Here is a 17,812-nt window from a genome sequence, read left to right on the forward strand (position 1 = left end):
AACAAGATGAAGAACGTCCAGATCGGCGGGCTGTCCGTCAGCAATGACAGCCCGCTTCTCGTCATCGCTGGCCCGTGCCAGCTTGAAAGCCTTGACCATGCCCAGATGATCGCAGGCACGATGGCCGAGGCCTGCGCCAAGGCCGGCGCGCAATATGTGTTCAAGGCCAGCTATGACAAAGCCAACCGCACCTCGCTCAAGGGCAAGCGCGGGATGGGGATCGACGCCGGGTTGCAGGTGTTGCAGGCCGTGCGCGCCATGGGCATGCCGGTCCTGACCGATATCCATGATCCTGATCAGGCCCGTTTGGCGGCGCAGGTCGTCGATGTGATCCAGATCCCGGCCTTCCTTTGCCGCCAGACCGACCTTCTTCTTGCGGCAGGGGAAACCGGGGCCGTGGTCAATATCAAGAAGGGCCAGTTCCTCGCGCCCTGGGATATGGACAATGTCGCCGACAAGGTGGCCTCCACCGGAAACGACCGCATCCTTCTGACGGAGCGTGGCACCAGCTTTGGCTACAACACACTCGTCGCCGATATGCGCGCCCTGCCCCGCATGGCCCGCACGGGCTGGCCCGTCATCATGGACGCCACCCATTCGGTGCAGCAGCCGGGCGGTCAGGGCGGCTCATCGGGCGGGCAGCGCGAATTCGCCCCGGTGATGGCACGGGCCGCTGTCTCTTTGGGGATCGCAGGCGTCTTCATCGAAACGCATGAGGCCCCGGATACCGCCCCGTCCGACGGCCCGAACATGATCCCGCTGTCGCAGATGCCCGCGCTTGTCGAAAGTCTGATGGCCTTCGACCGTCTCGCCAAGGCCGACCCGATCCGCATCTGAAGACCCAGGCCCCACAGGGCGGGGTTCACCCCGCCTTACCAAAACCCTGCCCCAGCGCGCGCTCCGTGCCCACAATTTGCTGCACAAAATCCGGCACAAAACAGGGCTCAGCCGTTGCAGGGTCAGGCGGCGGTGCGGGATTAACTCTGCCTTACCAATCCCTGCCTCAGCGCGCGCTCCGTGCCCACAGTTTGCTGCACAAAATCCGGCACAAAACAGGGCACAACCGTTGCAGGGTCAGGCGGCCTGTCCCGCCACCCATCCCGAAGACCAGGCCCATTGGAAATTATACCCTCCCAACCAGCCGGTGATATCGACAACTTCCCCAATGAAATAAAGGCCGGGCACGCCCTTGGCCTCCATCGTCCGCGCGTCCAGCGCATCGGTATCCACACCGCCCAGCGTCACTTCCGCCGTCCGATAGCCCTCGGTCCCCACCGGCCGCAATGACCACTCCGTCACCCGCCGTCCGATCTCGTCAAGCTGCGGTTTTCCTATTTCTGCCAAAGGCTTATCGACACCTGCCTGCGCCTCCACCAGCCGCGCCAGCTTCTCCGGCAACAGCTTTCCAAGCGCCGTCCGCAGCGCCATCCGCCCATTCGCCTTCTTCTCCGCCGCCAGAAAATTCGTCACATCCTGCCCCGGCGCAAGGTTCACTTGGATCGCCTCACCCTCCCGCCAATAGGATGAAATCTGCAAAACGGCCGGCCCCGAAAGGCCCCGATGCGTGAATAGAATTGCCTCGTCAAAGCGTGTCTTCCCGCACCCAACGCGCCCCGGAACCGCCACACCGGCAAGCGGCGCCATCCATGCAAGCTCTTGTTCTGCAAAGGTAAAAGGAACCAAGGCTGGCCGTGTTTCGGTCACGGGCAGACCGAATTGTTCGGCCAAGCGATAGCCCAATCCGGTGGCTCCCATCTTTGGGATCGACTTTCCCCCTGTTGCAACCATCAAGGCCCCCGCCCGCAAAGGCCCGCGCCCCGTCTCCACGACGAACCGCCCCCCGCCGTCCCGCCGCACCTCGCCCACTGTGCAGGACAGCCACAGATCAACCCCGGCGCGGCGTAAGTCATTCAAAAGTAACGCGATGATTTCCTTGGAAGATCCATCGCAGAACAGTTGGCCTAACGTCTTTTCATGCCATGCGATTCCCGCCGCATCGACCCGCGCGATGAAATCCTGCGCCGTGAACCGCCGCAGCGCCGAAAGCGCAAATCGCGGATTTCGTCCCAGAAATCGGTCAACCGCGATCCCTGTATTGGTAAAATTGCAGCGGCCCCCGCCAGAAATGCGGATCTTTTCCCCCGCCGCCTTGGCGTGATCGATCACCACGACACGACGCCCCCGCCGCCCCGCCTCGATCGCGGCAAACATGCCCGCCGCCCCGGCGCCCAAGATGATGATATCGGCCTCTTGCATGGCTCTCCCTATCGCCTCACAACGTGCCCCGCAATCGCCCCTGATTTTTCCGCATCCCCCCTTGCACCCCTCCAAAGCCTTCGCTAAACACCGCCGCACGGTTGGGGCGTCGCCAAGTGGTAAGGCAGCGGTTTTTGGTACCGCCATACCTAGGTTCGAATCCTAGCGCCCCAGCCAATCATCAGAAATCGCGCCGATTTTTCCGCAATGGTCAGGTGGTTGCTCTCTGGCCTTCTCCTCTGCCCGCCGCGGCACGGACCCCCTGCACCTTCAGGCAAAAAGCGGGAAAGTCACCCCAAGCGCCCACGCAAGCAGTAGCCCGAATCCGATGCCCGCGATGGCCGGCAACCCCGTCCGCCGCCCGATCCAGCCTGCCATCGTGCCAAAAATCACGAAGAACAGCAGGATGATCGGCAGAATGATCAACAGAAACATCAGACGGTCGAAGTTCAGGGCCACCGCGCCCATCAGCGATACCAAGAACCCGCCCCGCGCCGCCAGCACCCGCCAAAGGGGCGCCCGACCGCCCTCGGTCAGGATCGCGTCGCTGACAAGATAGGGAACCGTCCCCAAGGCCAAACCGGCGATAATCACCAGCCGCCCTGCGTTGGGAAGGAACGAGGCGACATACCGATCCAGCATGCCCCCGATCACCGCTATGGCAAAGACGGCAACCGCTGCCGCCAGCGGCCAAACCCGCGGCGGGAACTGCCCCCGCAGCAGTCCGTTGCGCCAAAGGGCAAGCAGACCAAGCATGCCATAGGCTGCAAAATGCAAGACAAGGTAATCCGCCACGAGAACAGGCAAAACCTGTGTTCGCAGGGGCGCCAGAGCCAAAGGCACCACCAGCAGTGGAAATCCAGTAGCCCAAAGAAATGGGCGAAGACCCACCCGGCTCTGCGCCGGACCCTTTGGCAGCAGCCGCGCCATCGGCCAAGCCAATGCCGCCATGGCCACAAGCAACAGCATGATCCATAGCCCGCGCGGGGCTGGTTCCGCCTTCTCCTGCAAGCCAAAAGTGGCATTCAGCCACTCTACCGCCTCTTGTTGCGCGGGGGCGGAATAAAGAACACCCACATGTTCCACCCCCGGCGCAAGAACCGCGCGCCGCCCATTTCCCATGGCCGGATCACCCACCGTCTGGCCCAATGCCGCCGTCGGATCGGCAAGGCGCAGCATCGCTTGCGCGGCATCGGCAAGCCCGTCTTCCCATGCCCCCGTCACCAACAAGAGATTGGCTGGAAAATCCTCTGTCACCGCCAAAGAAAAGGCAGAGATCGCGACGATGGCATCCGGTTTCGGCTCATCCGCCGCGGCGCGAATGATGATGTCCGAGGCCATCGAATGCCCAAGATAGGCCAGTCGCCCATCGGCACGGGGATGCCTCAGGGCCGCCTTCGCCACCTGCCGAACCTCTTCCACCAAAAGCCGGGTCGTCCCATCGATCGAGGTCACATCCCCCGTCATCGGCCGGGGGTTACGCCCATGGCCTGTAAGATCATAGCTGACCACAAGGTATCCCGCCCGCGACAGCGTCAGGGCATAAGCCTCCATCAACTGCCGCGAACCTGCAAAGCCGTGGGCAATCACGACAACGGGCGCTGCAGCCTGCCCTTGCGGTTCATAGAGGGTTGCGGGTGGCCCATCGGCGATGGGAAAGGGCCCAATTGTCAGGCCGTTGCGCCCCGCCTCAAGCGACCAGATCGAAAGACAAGCGGCGATCACCGCCAAAAGCATCACGACGATGCGCAACGGTCGCTCCCCCGTCTTACCTGCTTGTTGGCATTTAGCCCAAACCGCTTGGGCAGCCAGTGCTTGCCTGCCTCTAGCGGCGCTGCCCCAAGGCATCATCCAAAAGCGTTGTCACCACGTCCAGGGGCACATCCTCGGCCACAAAGGCCGCCCCGATCCCCTCGGCAAGAATGAACCGCAGCCGCCCATCGATCACCTTCTTATCCTGCCCCATGAGACGGACAAGCTCGGCCGTATTGGGCAGATCGCCTTGAATATCGGCCAAGTCCACCTTCATCCCCATCGCCCGCAAATGCGCACGCACCCGGCTTGGTGCCTCTTGCGAACACAGGCCAAGCCTTTGAGACAATTCGAAAGCCAGCGCACAGCCGATGGCGACGCCTTCGCCATGAAGCAAACGGTCCGAGTAGCCTGTCGCCTTTTCAAGCGCATGGCAGAAGGTGTGGCCAAGGTTCAAAAGCGCACGCTCGCCTTCCTCGGTCTCGTCTCGTTCTACGATTCCGGCCTTCATCTCGACCGAACGACGCACTGCCCGTTGCAGATCATCAGGCGTCGTGGCAAGGCCGGGTCCTGCCCGTTCCAGCCATTCGAAGAATGCGGAATCTCCGAGCAATCCGTATTTTACGACCTCTCCGTAGCCAGCAAGAAAGTCGCGGCGTGGCAGGCTGTCCAACACGCCGATGTCAGCCAGAACCAGCGAGGGCTGGTGAAAGGCCCCAACCAGATTCTTTCCCTGTGCCGTGTTGATCCCGGTCTTGCCACCGACAGAACTGTCGACCTGCGCAAGCAAGCTGGTCGGGATCTGCACGAACCGCACGCCACGCCGCAGCACAGCCGCCGCAAAACCCACCAAATCGCCGATAACGCCACCACCCAAGGCCACCACGATGTCGCGCCGTTCAATCCTTTGTTCCAGCAACCATTCGACAGCGCGCGAAAAATGCGGCCAGCTTTTCGTGGCCTCACCCGCCGGAAGGACAAGGGTTGCCACGGCAATTCCCTCTGCCTCAAGGGCTGCAACCAGACGCGGCAGATGCAACTTGGCCACGTTTTCATCGGTGATGACCGCCGCACGTTTGCGCGCCAAAAGAGGGGCGATTTCAGCCCCGGCACGGTCAATCAGGCCGGGACCGACTCGCACCTCATAGGACCGCGCACCAAGTGCGACCGGAACCACATCCAGCGCCATCGTCATTCCCCTTCCAGAACATCCTTGCGCAGCGCCAAGGCCGCGACAACCTTGGCCGCCATGTCATCGATTGACAGATCGGCTGCGCTGTCCACCACGATTTCGGCAAGGCTGTAGACCGGCACGCGCGCCTCGTAAAGCTGACGCAGGGTGTCGCGCGGATTGGACGTGCGCAGCAAGGGCCGCGTCGTCTTATGCCGGACCCGCTGCCACAAAAGGTCTAGATCAGCCCGCAACCAAACCGAAACCCCCGCCTCTTGCACAAGTTTCCGGTTGGTTTCGGACAGAAAGGCCCCGCCCCCGGTGGAAAGGATACAAGGCGCGCCGCGCAGAAGCCGCGCCAGAACCTCTGTTTCACGGGCACGGAAAAACGCCTCGCCGTCGCGTTCGAAAATCTCGGCGATGCTGCGTTGGGCGGCTTTGACGATCTCTTCGTCCGAATCAAGGAAGGGAACAGACAAGGCGCGGGCCACCGCCGTGCCGACGGCGGTTTTACCCGCCCCCATCATCCCCACCATCACAACCGTCTTCTTAAGCCGCCGCATGCCCCGATGCCTGCTTCACCTTTGCGTGTCCGGCGCATTTCCGCCCGTCCACAGTCACATCCTTTCTCCTTCAATGGCGTGAACTCGCCACGAAAGCCATATATAATCGTGGCAAGCCGGGCGGGTGGCGGCAGGAATGCGGGTTGCCCGACCGGACGGCTGCAAAGATCAAGCGTCGCGTAAAGCGGCGGCAATAATAAACGAGGCAAGGCGCATGGGTCGCATCATCAAGGCCATCTTCGTTCTGGCGATCCTGGGCATCATCGGATTGACGGGCTTTGCCTATATCGCCGATCTTAGCCCCGATCAGGGTGAAGTGAAGGTTCCGGTGACGCTGAATGCCGATTGAGGCACGCCCTATCGCGATCCTTCTGGGGCTTGCCCTTTTGGTGCCCCAACCCTTGCAGGCGGAAGAGCCCCTATCCGCGATCGACTGGCTTTCGCAATCCGTGGCCCTGCCAGCCCCCCAGCCCGTTGATCCAGCACGGCCAACGTCCACGACGGGCGTCACACAAGGATCGGTCAATGTCACTGTGATCGGCGCGCCATCCGCCGATGCCGTGGGTCTGTTGCCGCCCAAGGTGACGGGTCTGCCCGCCAATCTCTGGGGGCCGGGTCGGGCAAAAGATATCGCGGCACTTCTGACTGCGGAACGTGTTGACAGCTTGCCTGCGCTGCGCGGCCTTTTGCTGACTGTTCTTCTGGCGGAATCGCTTCCTCCCGCCGATGCCGGGACAGCCGCGATATTGCTGACCGCACGGGTGGACAAGCTTCTTGATATGGGCGCCCTTGATCAGGCGCGGGCCTTGCTGGATGCGGCAGGGAGCCGCGACCCCGGTCTTTTCCGGCGCAGCTTTGACGTCGCCCTGCTGACCGGGGAAGAAGACCGGGGATGCCGCATCATGGTGGAATCGCCGGGCCTTGCCCCCACATTCCCCGCCCGCATCTTTTGCCTGGCACGCTCGGGCGACTGGAATGCCGCTGCGCTGACGCTGCGCACCGGGCAGGCTTTGGGCTATATCACCGATGAAGAGGACGCGCTTCTGTCGCGCTTTCTCGACCCTGATCTCTTCGAAGGGGAACCGCCCCTGCCCAGCCCCGCACGGGTGACGCCCCTCGCGTGGCGGATGTTCGAGGCGATTGGCGAACCACTACCGACCATGACCCTTCCCATCGCCTTCGCCCATGCCGAATTGCGCCCTCAGGCCGGATGGAAGTCGCAGGTCGAGGCGGCCGAACGTCTGGCCCGTGCCGGGGCCATTTCGCCCAATGTCCTGCTTGGGCTTTATACAGAACGCCGTGCCGCTGCGTCGGGTGGGGTTTGGGATCGCGTTTCCGCCTTTCAACGCTTCGAGGCCGCTTTGAACAAGGGCGATCAGGATGCCATCGCCCGCATCCTGCCTGAAATCTGGGCCTTAATGACGGACCAAGAGCTTGAGGTGCCCTTCGCCGATCTTTATGGCCGCCGCCTCTCATCGATCCCCTTCACCGGTGAAGCCGGAGCGATTGCCTTCGCCGTGGGGCTTTTGTCGCCCGAATTCGACTCAGTCGCCGCAAACCACAAGCCCACCAACCCGCGCGAGGCGTTTCTCGTTGCGCTGGCCAAGGGCAACTTGGTCGGTCTGACCCCGCCAGACAGCCTTGCCCGTGCCATAGCCCCTGCCTTCCTTGGCCATGCCATCGAGTCGGACCTGCGCCAACTCGTGAATGAAGGCCGGATCGGCGAGGCGATCTTGATTGCCGTCGAAAAAATCGAACGTGGTGTGCAGGGCGATCTGGACGGGGTGACCGATGGCCTGTCCCTTCTGCGTGAGGTCGGCATGGAAAAGGCTGCCCGACGCGCCGCGCTTGAACTCGTCCTGCTGGAACGGCGGGGATGACCGTGGCCCCGCGTGCAGACAGCCAATGGATTTCCACCTTTCTCGAAGCCGCCGCAGCCGAACGCGATGCCGCGCGTAACACAAGGCTGGCCTATGGGCGTGATCTGTCCGATGCGATGGGATGGCTGGCTCGGCAAGGAAAGGATTTCGCCACCGCCTCGCGCGCGGATGTGGAAGCCTATATCGTGTCCTGCGAGGCAGAGGGCCTTTCGAAATCCACCCGCGCCCGCCGCTTGTCCGCCTTGCGCCAACTCTATCGCTTCGCGCATGAAGAAGGCTGGCGCGACGACAACCCCGCCTTGCGCATCAAGGGGCCGGGGGCGACCCAGCGGCTGCCGAAGACGTTAACAGAGGCAGAGGTGGACCGCCTTCTCGCCGCCGCCCGCGATCTGGGCCGCAGCCCCGAAGACCGACTGCGCAACCGCTGTCTTATGGAACTTCTTTACGCCACTGGCTTGCGGGTTTCCGAACTTGTGTCGCTGCCTGTGGCCGCCGTCCGTGGAGACCCGCGCATGATCCTTGTCCGCGGAAAAGGCGGCAAGGAACGCATGGTTCCCCTTTCCGCCCCCGCCCGCGCCGCGCTTGCCGAATGGCTGGCCACTTGGGACCGGATGGAAGACGCCGCGCGCCGCAAGGGTCGCCCCCCCTCTCGCCACCTTTTTCCCGGATCGGGCAGTGCGGGGCATCTGACGCGGCAGCATTTCCATCTACTGGTTAAGGACATGGCCGTGCAGGCGGGCCTGTCCCCATCGCGCGTGACCCCCCATATCCTGCGCCATGCCTTCGCCACCCATCTTCTGGCAGGCGGGGCCGATCTGCGCGTCATCCAGACTTTGCTGGGCCATGCCGATGTGGCCACGACAGAAATTTACACCCATGTCCTTGACGAACACCTCAAGGAACTGGTGCTGGAACATCACCCCCTCGCCCGCGTATCGCCTAAGGCTTGAGCCTGCCGTCATCCTTGACCATGATGCCCGCGCAACAAGAAACGGACCTTCCATGACACTCGATGCCGCCTTCTGGATCACGGCACTGGCAATCCTTGTGCTGCTTTGCACTTCGGCCTTCTTTTCCGGGTCGGAAACGGCGCTAACGGCATCGTCCCGCGGCAAGCTCAAGGCGCAGGCCGATAAGGGGTCGCGCGGTGCCGCCATAGCAATGGGGGTGACCGAAGACAGCGAACGCATGATCGGGGCGCTTCTTCTGGGCAATAACATCGTCAATATCCTTGCCGCCTCGCTTGCCACTGCGCTGTTCACCCGGCTCTTCGGGGATTCGGGCGTCGCCTTGGCCACCTTGGTGATGACGGCGCTGGTTCTCGTCTTTGGCGAGGTGCTCCCCAAGACCTTGGCCATCACCTTCCCCGAACCTGTGGCCAGCCGGGTTGCACCGGTGATCCGGTTGATGATCATCGTCTTCTCGCCTGTCATCACCATCGTGCGCGCTCTTGTCCGGGTGATCCTGCGGAGTTTCGGCGTCACCGGCAATGAAGAGGGCCGTCTAACAGCGATGCGCGAAGAGATCGCGGGAACCATCGCCTTGGGCCATTCCGAAGGCGCAGTGGAAAAGGATGCGCGCGACCGCCTTCTCGGCGCGCTCGACCTGACCCATCGCACGGTGGATGAAATCATGCGCCACCGTCGGCAGATCGAGATGATCAATGCCGATGACACGCCCGAAAAGATTCTGACACAGGCGCTGGCCTCCCCCTATACCCGCCTGCCGATCTTCCGCGAAAGCGATGACAACATCCTTGGCGTCATCCATGCCAAGGACCTTCTGCGCGAGGTGGATCGTCTGGTGCGCGGCGATGGTGAGGGCAATATCGGCAACCTCTCCGATCTCGATATCGTCAAGGTTGCCATGAAACCCTATTTCATCCCCGAGACGACGACGCTTGACGAACAGATGCGCGAATTCCTGAAACGGCGCACCCATTTCGCCTTGGTGGTGGATGAATATGGCGCGCTCCAAGGATTGATCACGCTGGAAGACATCCTTGAAGAGATCGTTGGCGAAATTACCGACGAATTCGATGTTGTGGCCAAGGATGGCGGCCTGTCTCAGGTCGAAGGCGGCGATTACATCGTCGATGGGGCCATGACGATCCGAGACCTGAATCGTGCGATGGATTGGACCTTGCCCGATGACGAGGCCAACACCATCGCCGGCCTTGTGATCCACGAGGCGCAGATGATCCCAGCAGAGGGGCAGGCCTTCATCTTCCACGGCTTCCGCTTCGAAGTGGTCCAAAAGCGCGAAAACCGCATTACACGCCTGAGGCTGCGCGCAATAGAACGCGCGCAGGCACATTAGCGGCTGCGGAACAACGACCCAAGGATACCTCGCACCACCGCCTGACCCGACTTCGTCCCCAATTGCCGGGCAAAACTCTTGGCGAAGGCGGTGCCGATGGAATCGCTTCGGCTGCTTGTGGTGCGGCGCGCGGCGGGTGCCTCTTCTTGGTCCGGATCATAGCGGCGGGCGCGGCGATAGCCGTCATCCTTCTCTGAGGATGCGGCGCGATCCCAAGGGGAAGGCGCGGGCGTGGCCGCTTCGCCTGCAGCACGGGCCGCAGCCTCGGCCCGCGCACGCAGCTTTTCATAGGCGCTCTCGCGGTCGACAACCGTGTCGTATTTCCCCTTCAGAGGTGATTGCACCATCAACTGCGCCCGTAAGGCCGGATCGATCGGCCCTAACTGACTGCTGGGCGGGCGGATCAGCGTCCGCTCCACAATGCCCGGAATGCCCTTGTTTTCTAGCATCGAGGTCACCGCCTCGCCCGTGCCGACATCGCGTATCGCCTCTTCCGTGGCAAAACGCGGGTTGGGCCGATAGGTTTCGGCCGCAAGCCGCAGATCCTTTTGATCCTTGGCCGTGAAAGCGCGCAGCGCGTGCTGCACCCGGTTGCCCAACTGCCCAAGGATGTTTTCCGGCACATCAGCCGGGTTTTGGGTGATGAAATAAACCCCAACCCCCTTAGAGCGGATCAGCCGCGCCACTTGCTCTACCTTCGAAATCAGCGCTTTGGGCGCGTCAGAAAACAGAAGATGCGCCTCATCGAAAAAGAAAACGAGCTTGGGCTTTTCCGGGTCTCCCACTTCAGGCAGCGTTTCGAACAGTTCGGACAAAAGCCACAGCAGGAAGGTCGCATAAAGCCGGGGCGAATTCATCAAACGGTCAGCCGCAAGGATATTGATCCGCCCAGCCCCACTCGCATCCACAAGCATCAGGTCGCCAAGGTCCAGCGCTGGTTCGCCAAAGAACTTCGCGCCTCCTTCGTTTTCCAGCACCAGCAACCGCCGCTGGATTGCCCCAATGGATGCCGTCGCGACAAGGCCATAGCGGGTGGATATTGCCTCGGAATTCTCACCGATAAAAACCAGCAGCGCCTGAAGGTCTTTCATATCCAACAGCGGCAGACCCTCTTCATCCGCCAACCGGAAGGCCACATTCAGAACGCCTTCCTGCGCCTCGCTCAGTTCCAGAAGGCGCGACAGAAGCAACGGCCCCATCTCCGCAACGGTCGCCCGGATGGGATGGCCCTTTTCGCCAAACATATCCCAGAAGGTGACTGGAAAACTGCGATAGGTCAGCTGAAGTCCGATCTTGGCCGCCCGCTCCATGAAGGGCGTATGCAGTTTATGCGCATCGGTCCCTGCTGCCGCCAGACCGGACAGATCACCCTTCACATCCGCCATGAACACTGGCACGCCCGCCGCCGAAAACCCTTCGGCCAAAATCTGCAACGTCACCGTCTTGCCCGTCCCCGTCGCACCCGCAATGAGCCCATGACGATTGGCATATTTCAGCAAAAGCTGTTGTGGCAAAGCATAGGCATCACCTCCGCCCCCCACAAAGATGCTTGGCTGATCCGTCATGTGATACCCCTTCCCACCTGTACCGCCACCCTCGCTGCAACGGCCCCATAGTCGCAAGATACATGCTTCGTTCGGGCTTTCCAGCCTTCCGGCACCCAAAGCCGCCCCCTTAGCCTTCAAAGATCAATGGGGCGTCAGCGCGTGTTAAAGTTTTGACCGAAAGGACGAAAATTCCCCAATGTTTTCAGGCAAAGAGTTGTTCAGATTCCCTGTTGACGGGCCACGCAATCCCGCTTAGCGTCCCGTCATGAAGTCGGCCAGTCCGACAGGGAGCAAAAAATAATATAGCGAAGGGCCGGGCAACCGGCCCTTTTCTTTTGCGCCTGTCCTCTCCTCCCAGTCGCTGCGCCAAGCCTTGCCCATCACGCGAATGGGGCCTGACAGTTTGCCCCCGTCATGCTAAGGCCCGCCTCAAATCACATGAGGTTGGACCTATGTCATTGCTCTCTCTTCCCCGTAGCGCATCCTTTGCCCTTACGCTTGGTCTGACGCTGCTTGGCGGCAGCCTTGCCTTGGCGCAGGAAACCACCGATGCCCCGGTGGCCGATGCCGCATCCCCTGAGGGCCTGTCGATGGGCCAAAGCCCGGCTGAAGGTCCGGGGTCCACCTATGTGAAAGAAGCTTTCAGCGATTGGGAACTACGCTGCATCCGCGTCGAAAGTGGCGCTGAACCTTGCCAGCTTTATCAACTTTTGAAAGACGGTCAGGGCACCTCTGTTGCCGAGATCGGCCTCTTCTCATTGCCCGAAGGCGGCGAGGCGGCGGCAGGCGCGACCATCATCGTCCCGCTGGAAACCTTGCTGACGCAGGGCCTGCGCCTTGGCATCGATGCGGCGCAGCCCAAGATCTATCCCTTCACCTTCTGCTCGCAGGTTGGCTGCGTTGCACGCGTGGGCTTCACCGCCGAAGAGGTGGAAGCCTTCCGCAAAGGCAACAAGGCCGTGCTGACAATCGTGCCCGCCGTCGCGCCGGATCAGACCGTTTCGCTTGACGTGTCGCTGGCAGGTTTCACCGCTGGGTTTGAGGCCGTGAAAGCCACCCTTGCCGAAGAGGCCCCGGCGCCATAACTCACGACTTTCCGTAAATCAGGGATGGCGCGCCGTTGGCTTGGCGCGCCTTTCTCATGCCGGCCTAAGGCCGAGCCAAGACCAGCACCGCATTCAGCCCTCCGAAGGCAAAGCTGTTCGACACGGCCACCCCAACCTCGGCCTTCCGCGCCACATTGGGCACCACATCCAGATCGCAATCAGGATCCTGCGCTTCGAACCCAATGGTCGGCGGCAGCACCCCATCCTGCAACGCCAAAAGACAGGCCAAAACCTCAATCGCCCCCGTCGCGCCCATGGCATGCCCATGCATCGCTTTGGTCGAACTCACAGGCGGTGGGGCAGTGCCAAAGACTGCACGGATCGCGGCGGCCTCTGTCCGGTCATTTGCCGCCGTTCCGGTGCCATGGGCGTTGATATATCCCACCGTCTCCGGGGAAATCCCGGCATCGGCCAAAGCCGCGCGCATCGCCTGCTCTGCCCCCGACTGAGAAGGCGCAACCAGATCGCCTGCATCCGAAGTCATGGCAAAACCGATCACCTCGGCAAGGATGGGCGCCCCCCGCGCCAAGGCCGCTTCGCGTTCTTCCAGAACGAAGACCGCCGCCCCCTCGCCCTGCACCATGCCGTCCCGCGTCAGGCTGAACGGTCGGCAGGCGCGTTCAGACATGACGCGCAGCCCTTCCCATGCCTTGATCCCGCCAAAGCACAGCATTGCCTCTGCCCCACCAGCCAGCATCGCCCGCGCAGCACCGCTACGGATCAGGTGACAGGCCAATCCGATGGCGTGATTGCCGCTGGCACAAGCCGAGGACAAGGCAAAGACCGGCCCGCGCAGTCCATACGCCATCGACATCTGCCCTGCCGCCGCATTGGGCATCAGCTTCGGCACTGTCAGGGGTGCGACGCGGTTCTTTCCCTCGGCATAGACCGCGCGATAGGCGGCGTCCGATGTGCCAAGACCACCGCCAGAGGTTCCGATGATCGCACCACAATCATGGCCCTGACCAACCTCCAGCCCCGATTGCGCCATCGCCTGCGCCGCCGCCACCAGCGCAAATTGCGCGAAACGGTCGGTCGAAGCCAATTGCGCCCGCGTCAAATGCTGCGCCGCATCCCATCCGGTAACTGCGGCCCCGATACGCACGGACAGCCGTTCCACATCCTGCATCTGCAACGGGGCAATGCCGCATCGCCCCGCCGCCAAGGCGGCAAGCGTGCCCGAGACATCATGGGCCAGTGCATTCACCGTCCCCGCGCCGGTCACAACCACGCGCCTCATGTAACTTTCTGCGCCAGAAGTTCCTCTACCGCAGCCACGATGCTTCCCACGGTCGAGATGTCGAAACGCCCCTCATTCGGGTCGTTGGCGTTGAAGGGGATGGAAATGTCAAAGACCTCTTCCATCGCGAAGATGGCTTCGACCATGGCCAAGGAATCGACGCCCAACTCTGACAGACTGCTCTGCATCGTCACATCCGCAGGGGCCAGCACCGCCTTTTCGGCGATGATCGCGATAACTCTGTCGCGCACCTCCATCGCCGCCTCCTACGCGTCTTCTTCCCCGGACTGATCCGGGCGCGGGGCAAGCACGATCCGCTCTAATTCCACCACGCGGGCGGCAAGGCGCGGCAAGCGCCGCAGGGCCTTTTGCATCTCAACATGCGTTTCCATCTTCACGGCCGGATAGCCCAAAAGAACCCGTCCCGCCGGTGCATTGGTGAAAATCTTCGTTGCACCGCCTGCAATCACGTCATTGCCCACAAAGATATTGTCATTTACCCCGCATTGCCCGCCCATCACCACCCGATCACCGATCCGGGCCGATCCGGCGATGCCCACCTGACCGCACAACAGGCAATCCCGCCCGACCTGCACATTATGCCCAATATGCACAAGGTTATCGAGCTTGGTCCCCGACCCGATCACCGTATCGCGTATGGTGCCCCGATCAATGCAGACATTGGCCCCCAATTCCACATCATCACCCAATGTGACCGCCCCAAGCGAATGAATCCGGGTCCAGCTTTGGGCTGTGAACCCTGTCCTCTCACCCAATGTTTCGCGGATTTCCTCGACCCCTGATTTTTCGGGCGTCACGAATGAAAATCCATCAGCGCCCACGACTGCACCGGGCTGGCAGATGAACCGATCCCCGATGGTGACCCCCGCACCGATCCGCGCGCCTTGCAGGATCAGGGCATCCGCCCCGATCCGCACCCCTTCCGCGATGGACACATGCGATGCGATCCGCGCGCCTTTCCCGATCATCACCCCCGCACCAATGGTGACAAAAGGTCCAATCGCCGCGCCTTCGCCGATTTCTGCCGAAGGATCGATCACCGTCATCGGATGGAGACCCGGCGCAATCATCGGACCGGGGTCCATCATCACGCTCAGCCCCGCCATCGCCAGCCGTCCGCGCGGCGCAAAGATCGCGGCCTTTAGGCCCAGACCCTGCCAATCCGCCCCCGGCCATAAAAGCGCAGCCCGCGCCTGCCCTTTCGCCAGACCCGGCGCGTATTTTGGGTCCATCGCAAGTGCAAGTGCATCCGGCCCCGCCATCTGCGGCTCTGCCGCGCGGCCCACCACAATATCAAGATCACCCACCGCTTCAGCGCCAAGGGCTGCTGCGATATCGCGGATCGTGTGGGCCATGATAAAGGTCTCCGGTCGGGCATTCTGCCCAAGGGATTACCCCTGAACGTCGACCAAAGCCACCCCGGCCTCGGTCAGCGCCTCGAATATCCGGGCGTCCCGCCCATAGATATCGCGCCGATAGGTCATCTCACCCTTCGCCGTGGGCCAAGCCGTGAAATAGACCAGATGCACAGGCAGCTTTTCCTCGAACCGAACAACGGTTTCGCGATCGCTGTCCAGATGGGCATGGAACAGTCCCTTCGGATCGTCGCTTTGCGCGGCAAGCAATGCATAGGCAAAGTCGAAGGGGTCACCCAGGCGAATGCAGCCATGGCTGTAGGCGCGCACCTCGTGATCGAACAGGTCCTTCGCGGGCGTGTCATGCAGATAGATGTTATAGGGGTTGGGGAACATGAACTTCACCTTCCCCAAGGCATTACCGTCCGAGGGAGGCTGGCGCAGCCCAAAAGGAAAGCTGCGCGCCGAATAGGACGCAAAATTCACCGCCCCGCGCGGCACGACGCGCCCGTTGCGGTCAATCACCTGAAGATGGCTGACGGCATTCGGGTTGCGCTGCAACAGCGGCAGATATTCCTTCACGATGATGGACCGTGGCACCCCCCAAGACGGGTTGATGACCATGTGATCCATTTCATCCGAAAATTCCGGGCTGCGCTGATCGGGCACGTTCTTTCCGATTACCGACCGGGTCTGGAAGGTGACCTTGCCATGATCCACGATCTTGGCCGTGAAATCCGGCAGATTCACCCAAATATGCCGCGCGCCGCGTTCCACATCGTGCATCCAGCGCAGCCGTTCCATGGCCACGACGATGGATTTCACCCGCTCTTCCGGCGTGACGTTGATCTCGGCCAGCGTCTCCACATCGGCCTCGCCATCGGCGGTCAGCCCATGATCGATCTGAAAACGCTGCACCGCGGCCTGCACCTCACGATCATAGACCGCTGTCACCGAATGGCGCAGATATCCCATCGCAACCAAACGGTCGCGCAGCCGCACCACATTGGCCCCCTCCGCCCCCGGCTGCAGCGGCGCAAGAGGCAGCGCTTCCCCCCAGCCACCCTTGGCGATCTGGCTTTCGATCTGCAGCTTTTCTTTCATCAGGCGCGCATATTCTGGCGCATCGGGCGGCAACTCGCGCAGCAATTTCTGCGCATCCCCCGCCTCGACCACGGCCAGCAACGCAAGCGGGTCAAGGCGGGTGACCGTGCGATGAATACCCGGATCGGCCTTTTCGGGGTCCAACACCCCCGTCGCCACATCAGACGCATAGGTCAGGAAGGCGCGAGTCATCCGCACCTCTAGCCGCCCGCGATCCCCTTCGGTCACCGCTGCAGCAAAAGCCGCGCGCAATGCCGCCGCATCATACCGCGCTATGGGCAAGCCATGCGCAGCCGCCCCATCCAAGGCGGAAAATAGGGCCGCGCGCCGTGCTGCATCCTGCGGACCCGTCCAAAGCGTGCGATGGTCGCGTGCAGCGTAATAGGACGAAAGCACCTGATCGCCGCCAAGGGCCACAGCCACGGCCTGCGCGAACGGCGCCGGTGCCTCTTGCGCCGCCACAGGTGAAAGGCCAAGGGTCAGCGATAGCACCACCGCGGCCCCAACCTTGCGGCCCCGCGTCCAACCCAAGCCATCACCACGCATCACGAACCTCAAAATTCGTAAAATCCTTGATATCTCGCAATTTGTTCGATTCGAACCGGGGAGTCCATCAGCTTCCCACGGGAAACCATGCCGATGTCGTTACCATGTTCGAAATCCGGCAACCCTAGGGCGAGCGGCCTCCATCCAGCGCACTTGGCCCGTTCAGCGAAAATTTGCCGATTGGGCGCAGACTGCCCTCGAAAGCGTCAATCCACGCTTGGGCGACGAATCGACCTGTGCCATAACTTCGTGGCGCTTGGGGAAAAAGTGGCACGAAAGCTGCTGTGAAAAGGCGGCGACGACTTACCGGGGACAGACGTCAGAATGGCAAATTCGAACGGACTTGGGGTCACGCGGCGGGGATTGCTGGGTGTCTTTGCGGCAACTGTTGTGGCAGCGGCACCGACCTATTCCAACGCCTTCGGCCTTTTGCGCGGGGCGGGCGATATTCGCCGCATCCGCATGTATTCAGGCCGCACGGGCGAAAGCCTTGACACGATCTATTGGATCGAAGGCGAATACATCCCGGAAGTTTTGAAAGAAATCAATCACTTCATGCGCGATTGGCGGTCGAATGACCGCACCAACATCGATGCCCGTACGATCGATATCATGGCGGCGGCGCACAACCTGATGGATGTGTCGGAACCCTATATGCTGCTGTCGGGATATCGCAGCCCGGCGACCAATGCCATGCTCCGGTCCAAATCCCGCGGCGTGGCGCGCAATTCGCTGCACATGAAGGGGCAGGCTGCTGACCTTCGCCTGAAATCCCGCTCGGTCGGCCAGATGGCCCGCGCGGCAGAGGCTTGCGCTTCGGGCGGCGTCGGTCGCTATTCTCGGTCGAACTTTGTCCATATGGATTGCGGCCCTGTGCGCCATTGGGGCGGTTGACCGGTTAGGGCGAAGCGCCTTCCTACGAAGAATGCTCACGCCTTAGATTTTTCACACG

General features: G+C 62.0%; 16 protein-coding genes and 1 tRNA gene. 8 read left to right on the forward strand and 9 right to left on the reverse strand.

What is annotated here, in order from left to right:
- The first annotated feature begins 6 nt into the window (after nt 1-6).
- Nucleotides 7-837 (forward strand): 3-deoxy-8-phosphooctulonate synthase, encoded by an 831-nt coding sequence (gene kdsA / locus QF092_RS04390; protein WP_281467984.1) that lies wholly within the window; start codon nt 7-9, stop codon nt 835-837.
- 237 nt (nt 838-1,074) lie between these two features.
- Here the strand turns inward: kdsA and QF092_RS04395 are convergent, their stop codons facing one another.
- On the reverse strand, nt 1,075-2,256 hold the full coding sequence (locus tag QF092_RS04395; protein WP_281467986.1) for a BaiN/RdsA family NAD(P)/FAD-dependent oxidoreductase: 1,182 nt from the start codon (nt 2,254-2,256) through the stop codon (nt 1,075-1,077).
- 102 nt (nt 2,257-2,358) lie between these two features.
- Here QF092_RS04395 and QF092_RS04400 point away from each other — a divergent pair.
- Nucleotides 2,359-2,433, forward strand: a tRNA-Gln gene (locus QF092_RS04400).
- A 93-nt stretch (nt 2,434-2,526) separates the two neighbouring features.
- Here QF092_RS04400 and QF092_RS04405 read toward each other — a convergent pair.
- From QF092_RS04405 to QF092_RS04415, 3 genes are all read right to left on the reverse strand, one after another.
- A complete protein-coding gene (locus tag QF092_RS04405; RefSeq protein ID WP_281467988.1) occupies nt 2,527-4,008 on the reverse strand; it encodes an alpha/beta hydrolase in 1,482 nt (493 codons plus the stop codon).
- Nucleotides 4,009-4,081: 73 nt separating this feature from the next.
- Complete coding sequence (gene aroB / locus QF092_RS04410; RefSeq protein ID WP_281469766.1) at nt 4,082-5,197, reverse strand: 3-dehydroquinate synthase; 1,116 nt, start codon at nt 5,195-5,197, stop codon at nt 4,082-4,084.
- A 2-nt stretch (nt 5,198-5,199) separates the two neighbouring features.
- Complete coding sequence (locus tag QF092_RS04415) at nt 5,200-5,742, reverse strand: shikimate kinase (RefSeq protein ID WP_281467990.1); 543 nt, start codon at nt 5,740-5,742, stop codon at nt 5,200-5,202.
- Between the two features lie 214 nt (nt 5,743-5,956).
- On the opposite strand from QF092_RS04415, the gene QF092_RS04420 reads away from it, so the two are divergent.
- From QF092_RS04420 to QF092_RS04435, 4 genes are read left to right on the forward strand one after another with little or no spacing between them, the layout of a single operon-like run.
- On the forward strand, nt 5,957-6,091 hold the full coding sequence (locus QF092_RS04420) for a hypothetical protein (RefSeq protein WP_281467992.1): 135 nt from the start codon (nt 5,957-5,959) through the stop codon (nt 6,089-6,091).
- Nucleotides 6,081-7,622, forward strand: coding sequence for a hypothetical protein (locus QF092_RS04425; protein WP_281467994.1), 1,542 nt, complete (start codon nt 6,081-6,083; stop codon nt 7,620-7,622). Before QF092_RS04420 ends, QF092_RS04425 begins: the two co-directional genes overlap by 11 nt.
- Complete coding sequence (locus QF092_RS04430) at nt 7,619-8,572, forward strand: site-specific tyrosine recombinase XerD (protein WP_281467995.1); 954 nt, start codon at nt 7,619-7,621, stop codon at nt 8,570-8,572. Before QF092_RS04425 ends, QF092_RS04430 begins: the two co-directional genes overlap by 4 nt.
- Nucleotides 8,573-8,624: 52 nt before the next feature.
- Complete coding sequence (locus tag QF092_RS04435) at nt 8,625-9,941, forward strand: HlyC/CorC family transporter (protein ID WP_281467997.1); 1,317 nt, start codon at nt 8,625-8,627, stop codon at nt 9,939-9,941.
- Here QF092_RS04435 and QF092_RS04440 read toward each other — a convergent pair.
- Nucleotides 9,938-11,506 (reverse strand): helicase HerA-like domain-containing protein, encoded by a 1,569-nt coding sequence (locus QF092_RS04440; protein ID WP_281467999.1) that lies wholly within the window; start codon nt 11,504-11,506, stop codon nt 9,938-9,940. The two genes, QF092_RS04435 and QF092_RS04440, sit on opposite strands and share 4 nt — an antisense overlap.
- A gap of 434 nt (nt 11,507-11,940) precedes the next feature.
- Between QF092_RS04440 and QF092_RS04445 the strand changes: the two genes are divergently transcribed.
- The gene (locus QF092_RS04445; protein WP_281468001.1) at nt 11,941-12,573 is read left to right on the forward strand and encodes an invasion associated locus B family protein; all 633 of its coding nucleotides are present in this window, start codon (nt 11,941-11,943) and stop codon (nt 12,571-12,573) included.
- Nucleotides 12,574-12,637: 64 nt separating this feature from the next.
- Here the strand turns inward: QF092_RS04445 and QF092_RS04450 are convergent, their stop codons facing one another.
- Genes QF092_RS04450 through QF092_RS04465 form a run of 4 tightly spaced genes read right to left on the reverse strand, consistent with a single transcriptional unit; the run spans nt 12,638 to nt 16,860 of the window.
- Nucleotides 12,638-13,834, reverse strand: a complete 1,197-nt coding sequence (locus QF092_RS04450; protein WP_281468003.1) for a beta-ketoacyl-[acyl-carrier-protein] synthase family protein — start codon at nt 13,832-13,834, stop codon at nt 12,638-12,640.
- A complete protein-coding gene (locus QF092_RS04455; RefSeq protein WP_281468005.1) occupies nt 13,831-14,091 on the reverse strand; it encodes an acyl carrier protein in 261 nt (86 codons plus the stop codon). The genes QF092_RS04450 and QF092_RS04455 overlap by 4 nt, the downstream gene beginning before the upstream one ends.
- Before the next feature lie 9 nt (nt 14,092-14,100).
- On the reverse strand, nt 14,101-15,210 hold the full coding sequence (locus tag QF092_RS04460) for a UDP-3-O-(3-hydroxymyristoyl)glucosamine N-acyltransferase (protein WP_281468007.1): 1,110 nt from the start codon (nt 15,208-15,210) through the stop codon (nt 14,101-14,103).
- Between the two features lie 36 nt (nt 15,211-15,246).
- Nucleotides 15,247-16,860 carry a L,D-transpeptidase family protein gene (locus tag QF092_RS04465; protein ID WP_281468008.1) on the reverse strand — a complete coding sequence of 538 codons (1,614 nt, stop codon included), beginning with the start codon at nt 16,858-16,860 and terminating at the stop codon, nt 15,247-15,249.
- 324 nt (nt 16,861-17,184) lie between these two features.
- Here QF092_RS04465 and mepK point away from each other — a divergent pair, with 324 nt between their 5' ends.
- Nucleotides 17,185-17,754 carry a peptidoglycan L,D-endopeptidase MepK gene (gene mepK / locus QF092_RS04470; protein ID WP_281468010.1) on the forward strand — a complete coding sequence of 190 codons (570 nt, stop codon included), beginning with the start codon at nt 17,185-17,187 and terminating at the stop codon, nt 17,752-17,754.
- Nucleotides 17,755-17,812 lie beyond the last annotated feature (58 nt).

This window comes from Fuscovulum ytuae (assembly GCF_029953595.1).
GTDB classification, from domain to species: domain Bacteria; phylum Pseudomonadota; class Alphaproteobacteria; order Rhodobacterales; family Rhodobacteraceae; genus Paragemmobacter; species Paragemmobacter ytuae.

Excerpts from the sequence above, each read along its gene's own strand:
- QF092_RS04445 (WP_281468001.1), top strand. The coding sequence starts at position 11,941 with ATGTCATTGCTCTCTCTTCCCCGTAGCGCATCCTTTGCCCTTACGCTT.
- QF092_RS04460 (WP_281468007.1), bottom strand. The coding sequence starts at position 15,210 with ATGGCCCACACGATCCGCGATATCGCAGCAGCCCTTGGCGCTGAAGCG.
- QF092_RS04425 (WP_281467994.1), top strand. The coding sequence starts at position 6,081 with ATGCCGATTGAGGCACGCCCTATCGCGATCCTTCTGGGGCTTGCCCTT.
- kdsA (WP_281467984.1), top strand. The coding sequence starts at position 7 with ATGAAGAACGTCCAGATCGGCGGGCTGTCCGTCAGCAATGACAGCCCG.
- QF092_RS04450 (WP_281468003.1), bottom strand. The coding sequence starts at position 13,834 with ATGAGGCGCGTGGTTGTGACCGGCGCGGGGACGGTGAATGCACTGGCC.
- aroB (WP_281469766.1), bottom strand. The coding sequence starts at position 5,197 with ATGGCGCTGGATGTGGTTCCGGTCGCACTTGGTGCGCGGTCCTATGAG.
- QF092_RS04420 (WP_281467992.1), top strand. The coding sequence starts at position 5,957 with ATGGGTCGCATCATCAAGGCCATCTTCGTTCTGGCGATCCTGGGCATC.
- QF092_RS04415 (WP_281467990.1), bottom strand. The coding sequence starts at position 5,742 with ATGCGGCGGCTTAAGAAGACGGTTGTGATGGTGGGGATGATGGGGGCG.
- QF092_RS04430 (WP_281467995.1), top strand. The coding sequence starts at position 7,619 with ATGACCGTGGCCCCGCGTGCAGACAGCCAATGGATTTCCACCTTTCTC.
- QF092_RS04465 (WP_281468008.1), bottom strand. The coding sequence starts at position 16,860 with ATGCGTGGTGATGGCTTGGGTTGGACGCGGGGCCGCAAGGTTGGGGCC.
- QF092_RS04435 (WP_281467997.1), top strand. The coding sequence starts at position 8,625 with ATGACACTCGATGCCGCCTTCTGGATCACGGCACTGGCAATCCTTGTG.
- QF092_RS04395 (WP_281467986.1), bottom strand. The coding sequence starts at position 2,256 with ATGCAAGAGGCCGATATCATCATCTTGGGCGCCGGGGCGGCGGGCATG.
- mepK (WP_281468010.1), top strand. The coding sequence starts at position 17,185 with ATGGCAAATTCGAACGGACTTGGGGTCACGCGGCGGGGATTGCTGGGT.
- QF092_RS04440 (WP_281467999.1), bottom strand. The coding sequence starts at position 11,506 with ATGACGGATCAGCCAAGCATCTTTGTGGGGGGCGGAGGTGATGCCTAT.
- QF092_RS04455 (WP_281468005.1), bottom strand. The coding sequence starts at position 14,091 with ATGGAGGTGCGCGACAGAGTTATCGCGATCATCGCCGAAAAGGCGGTG.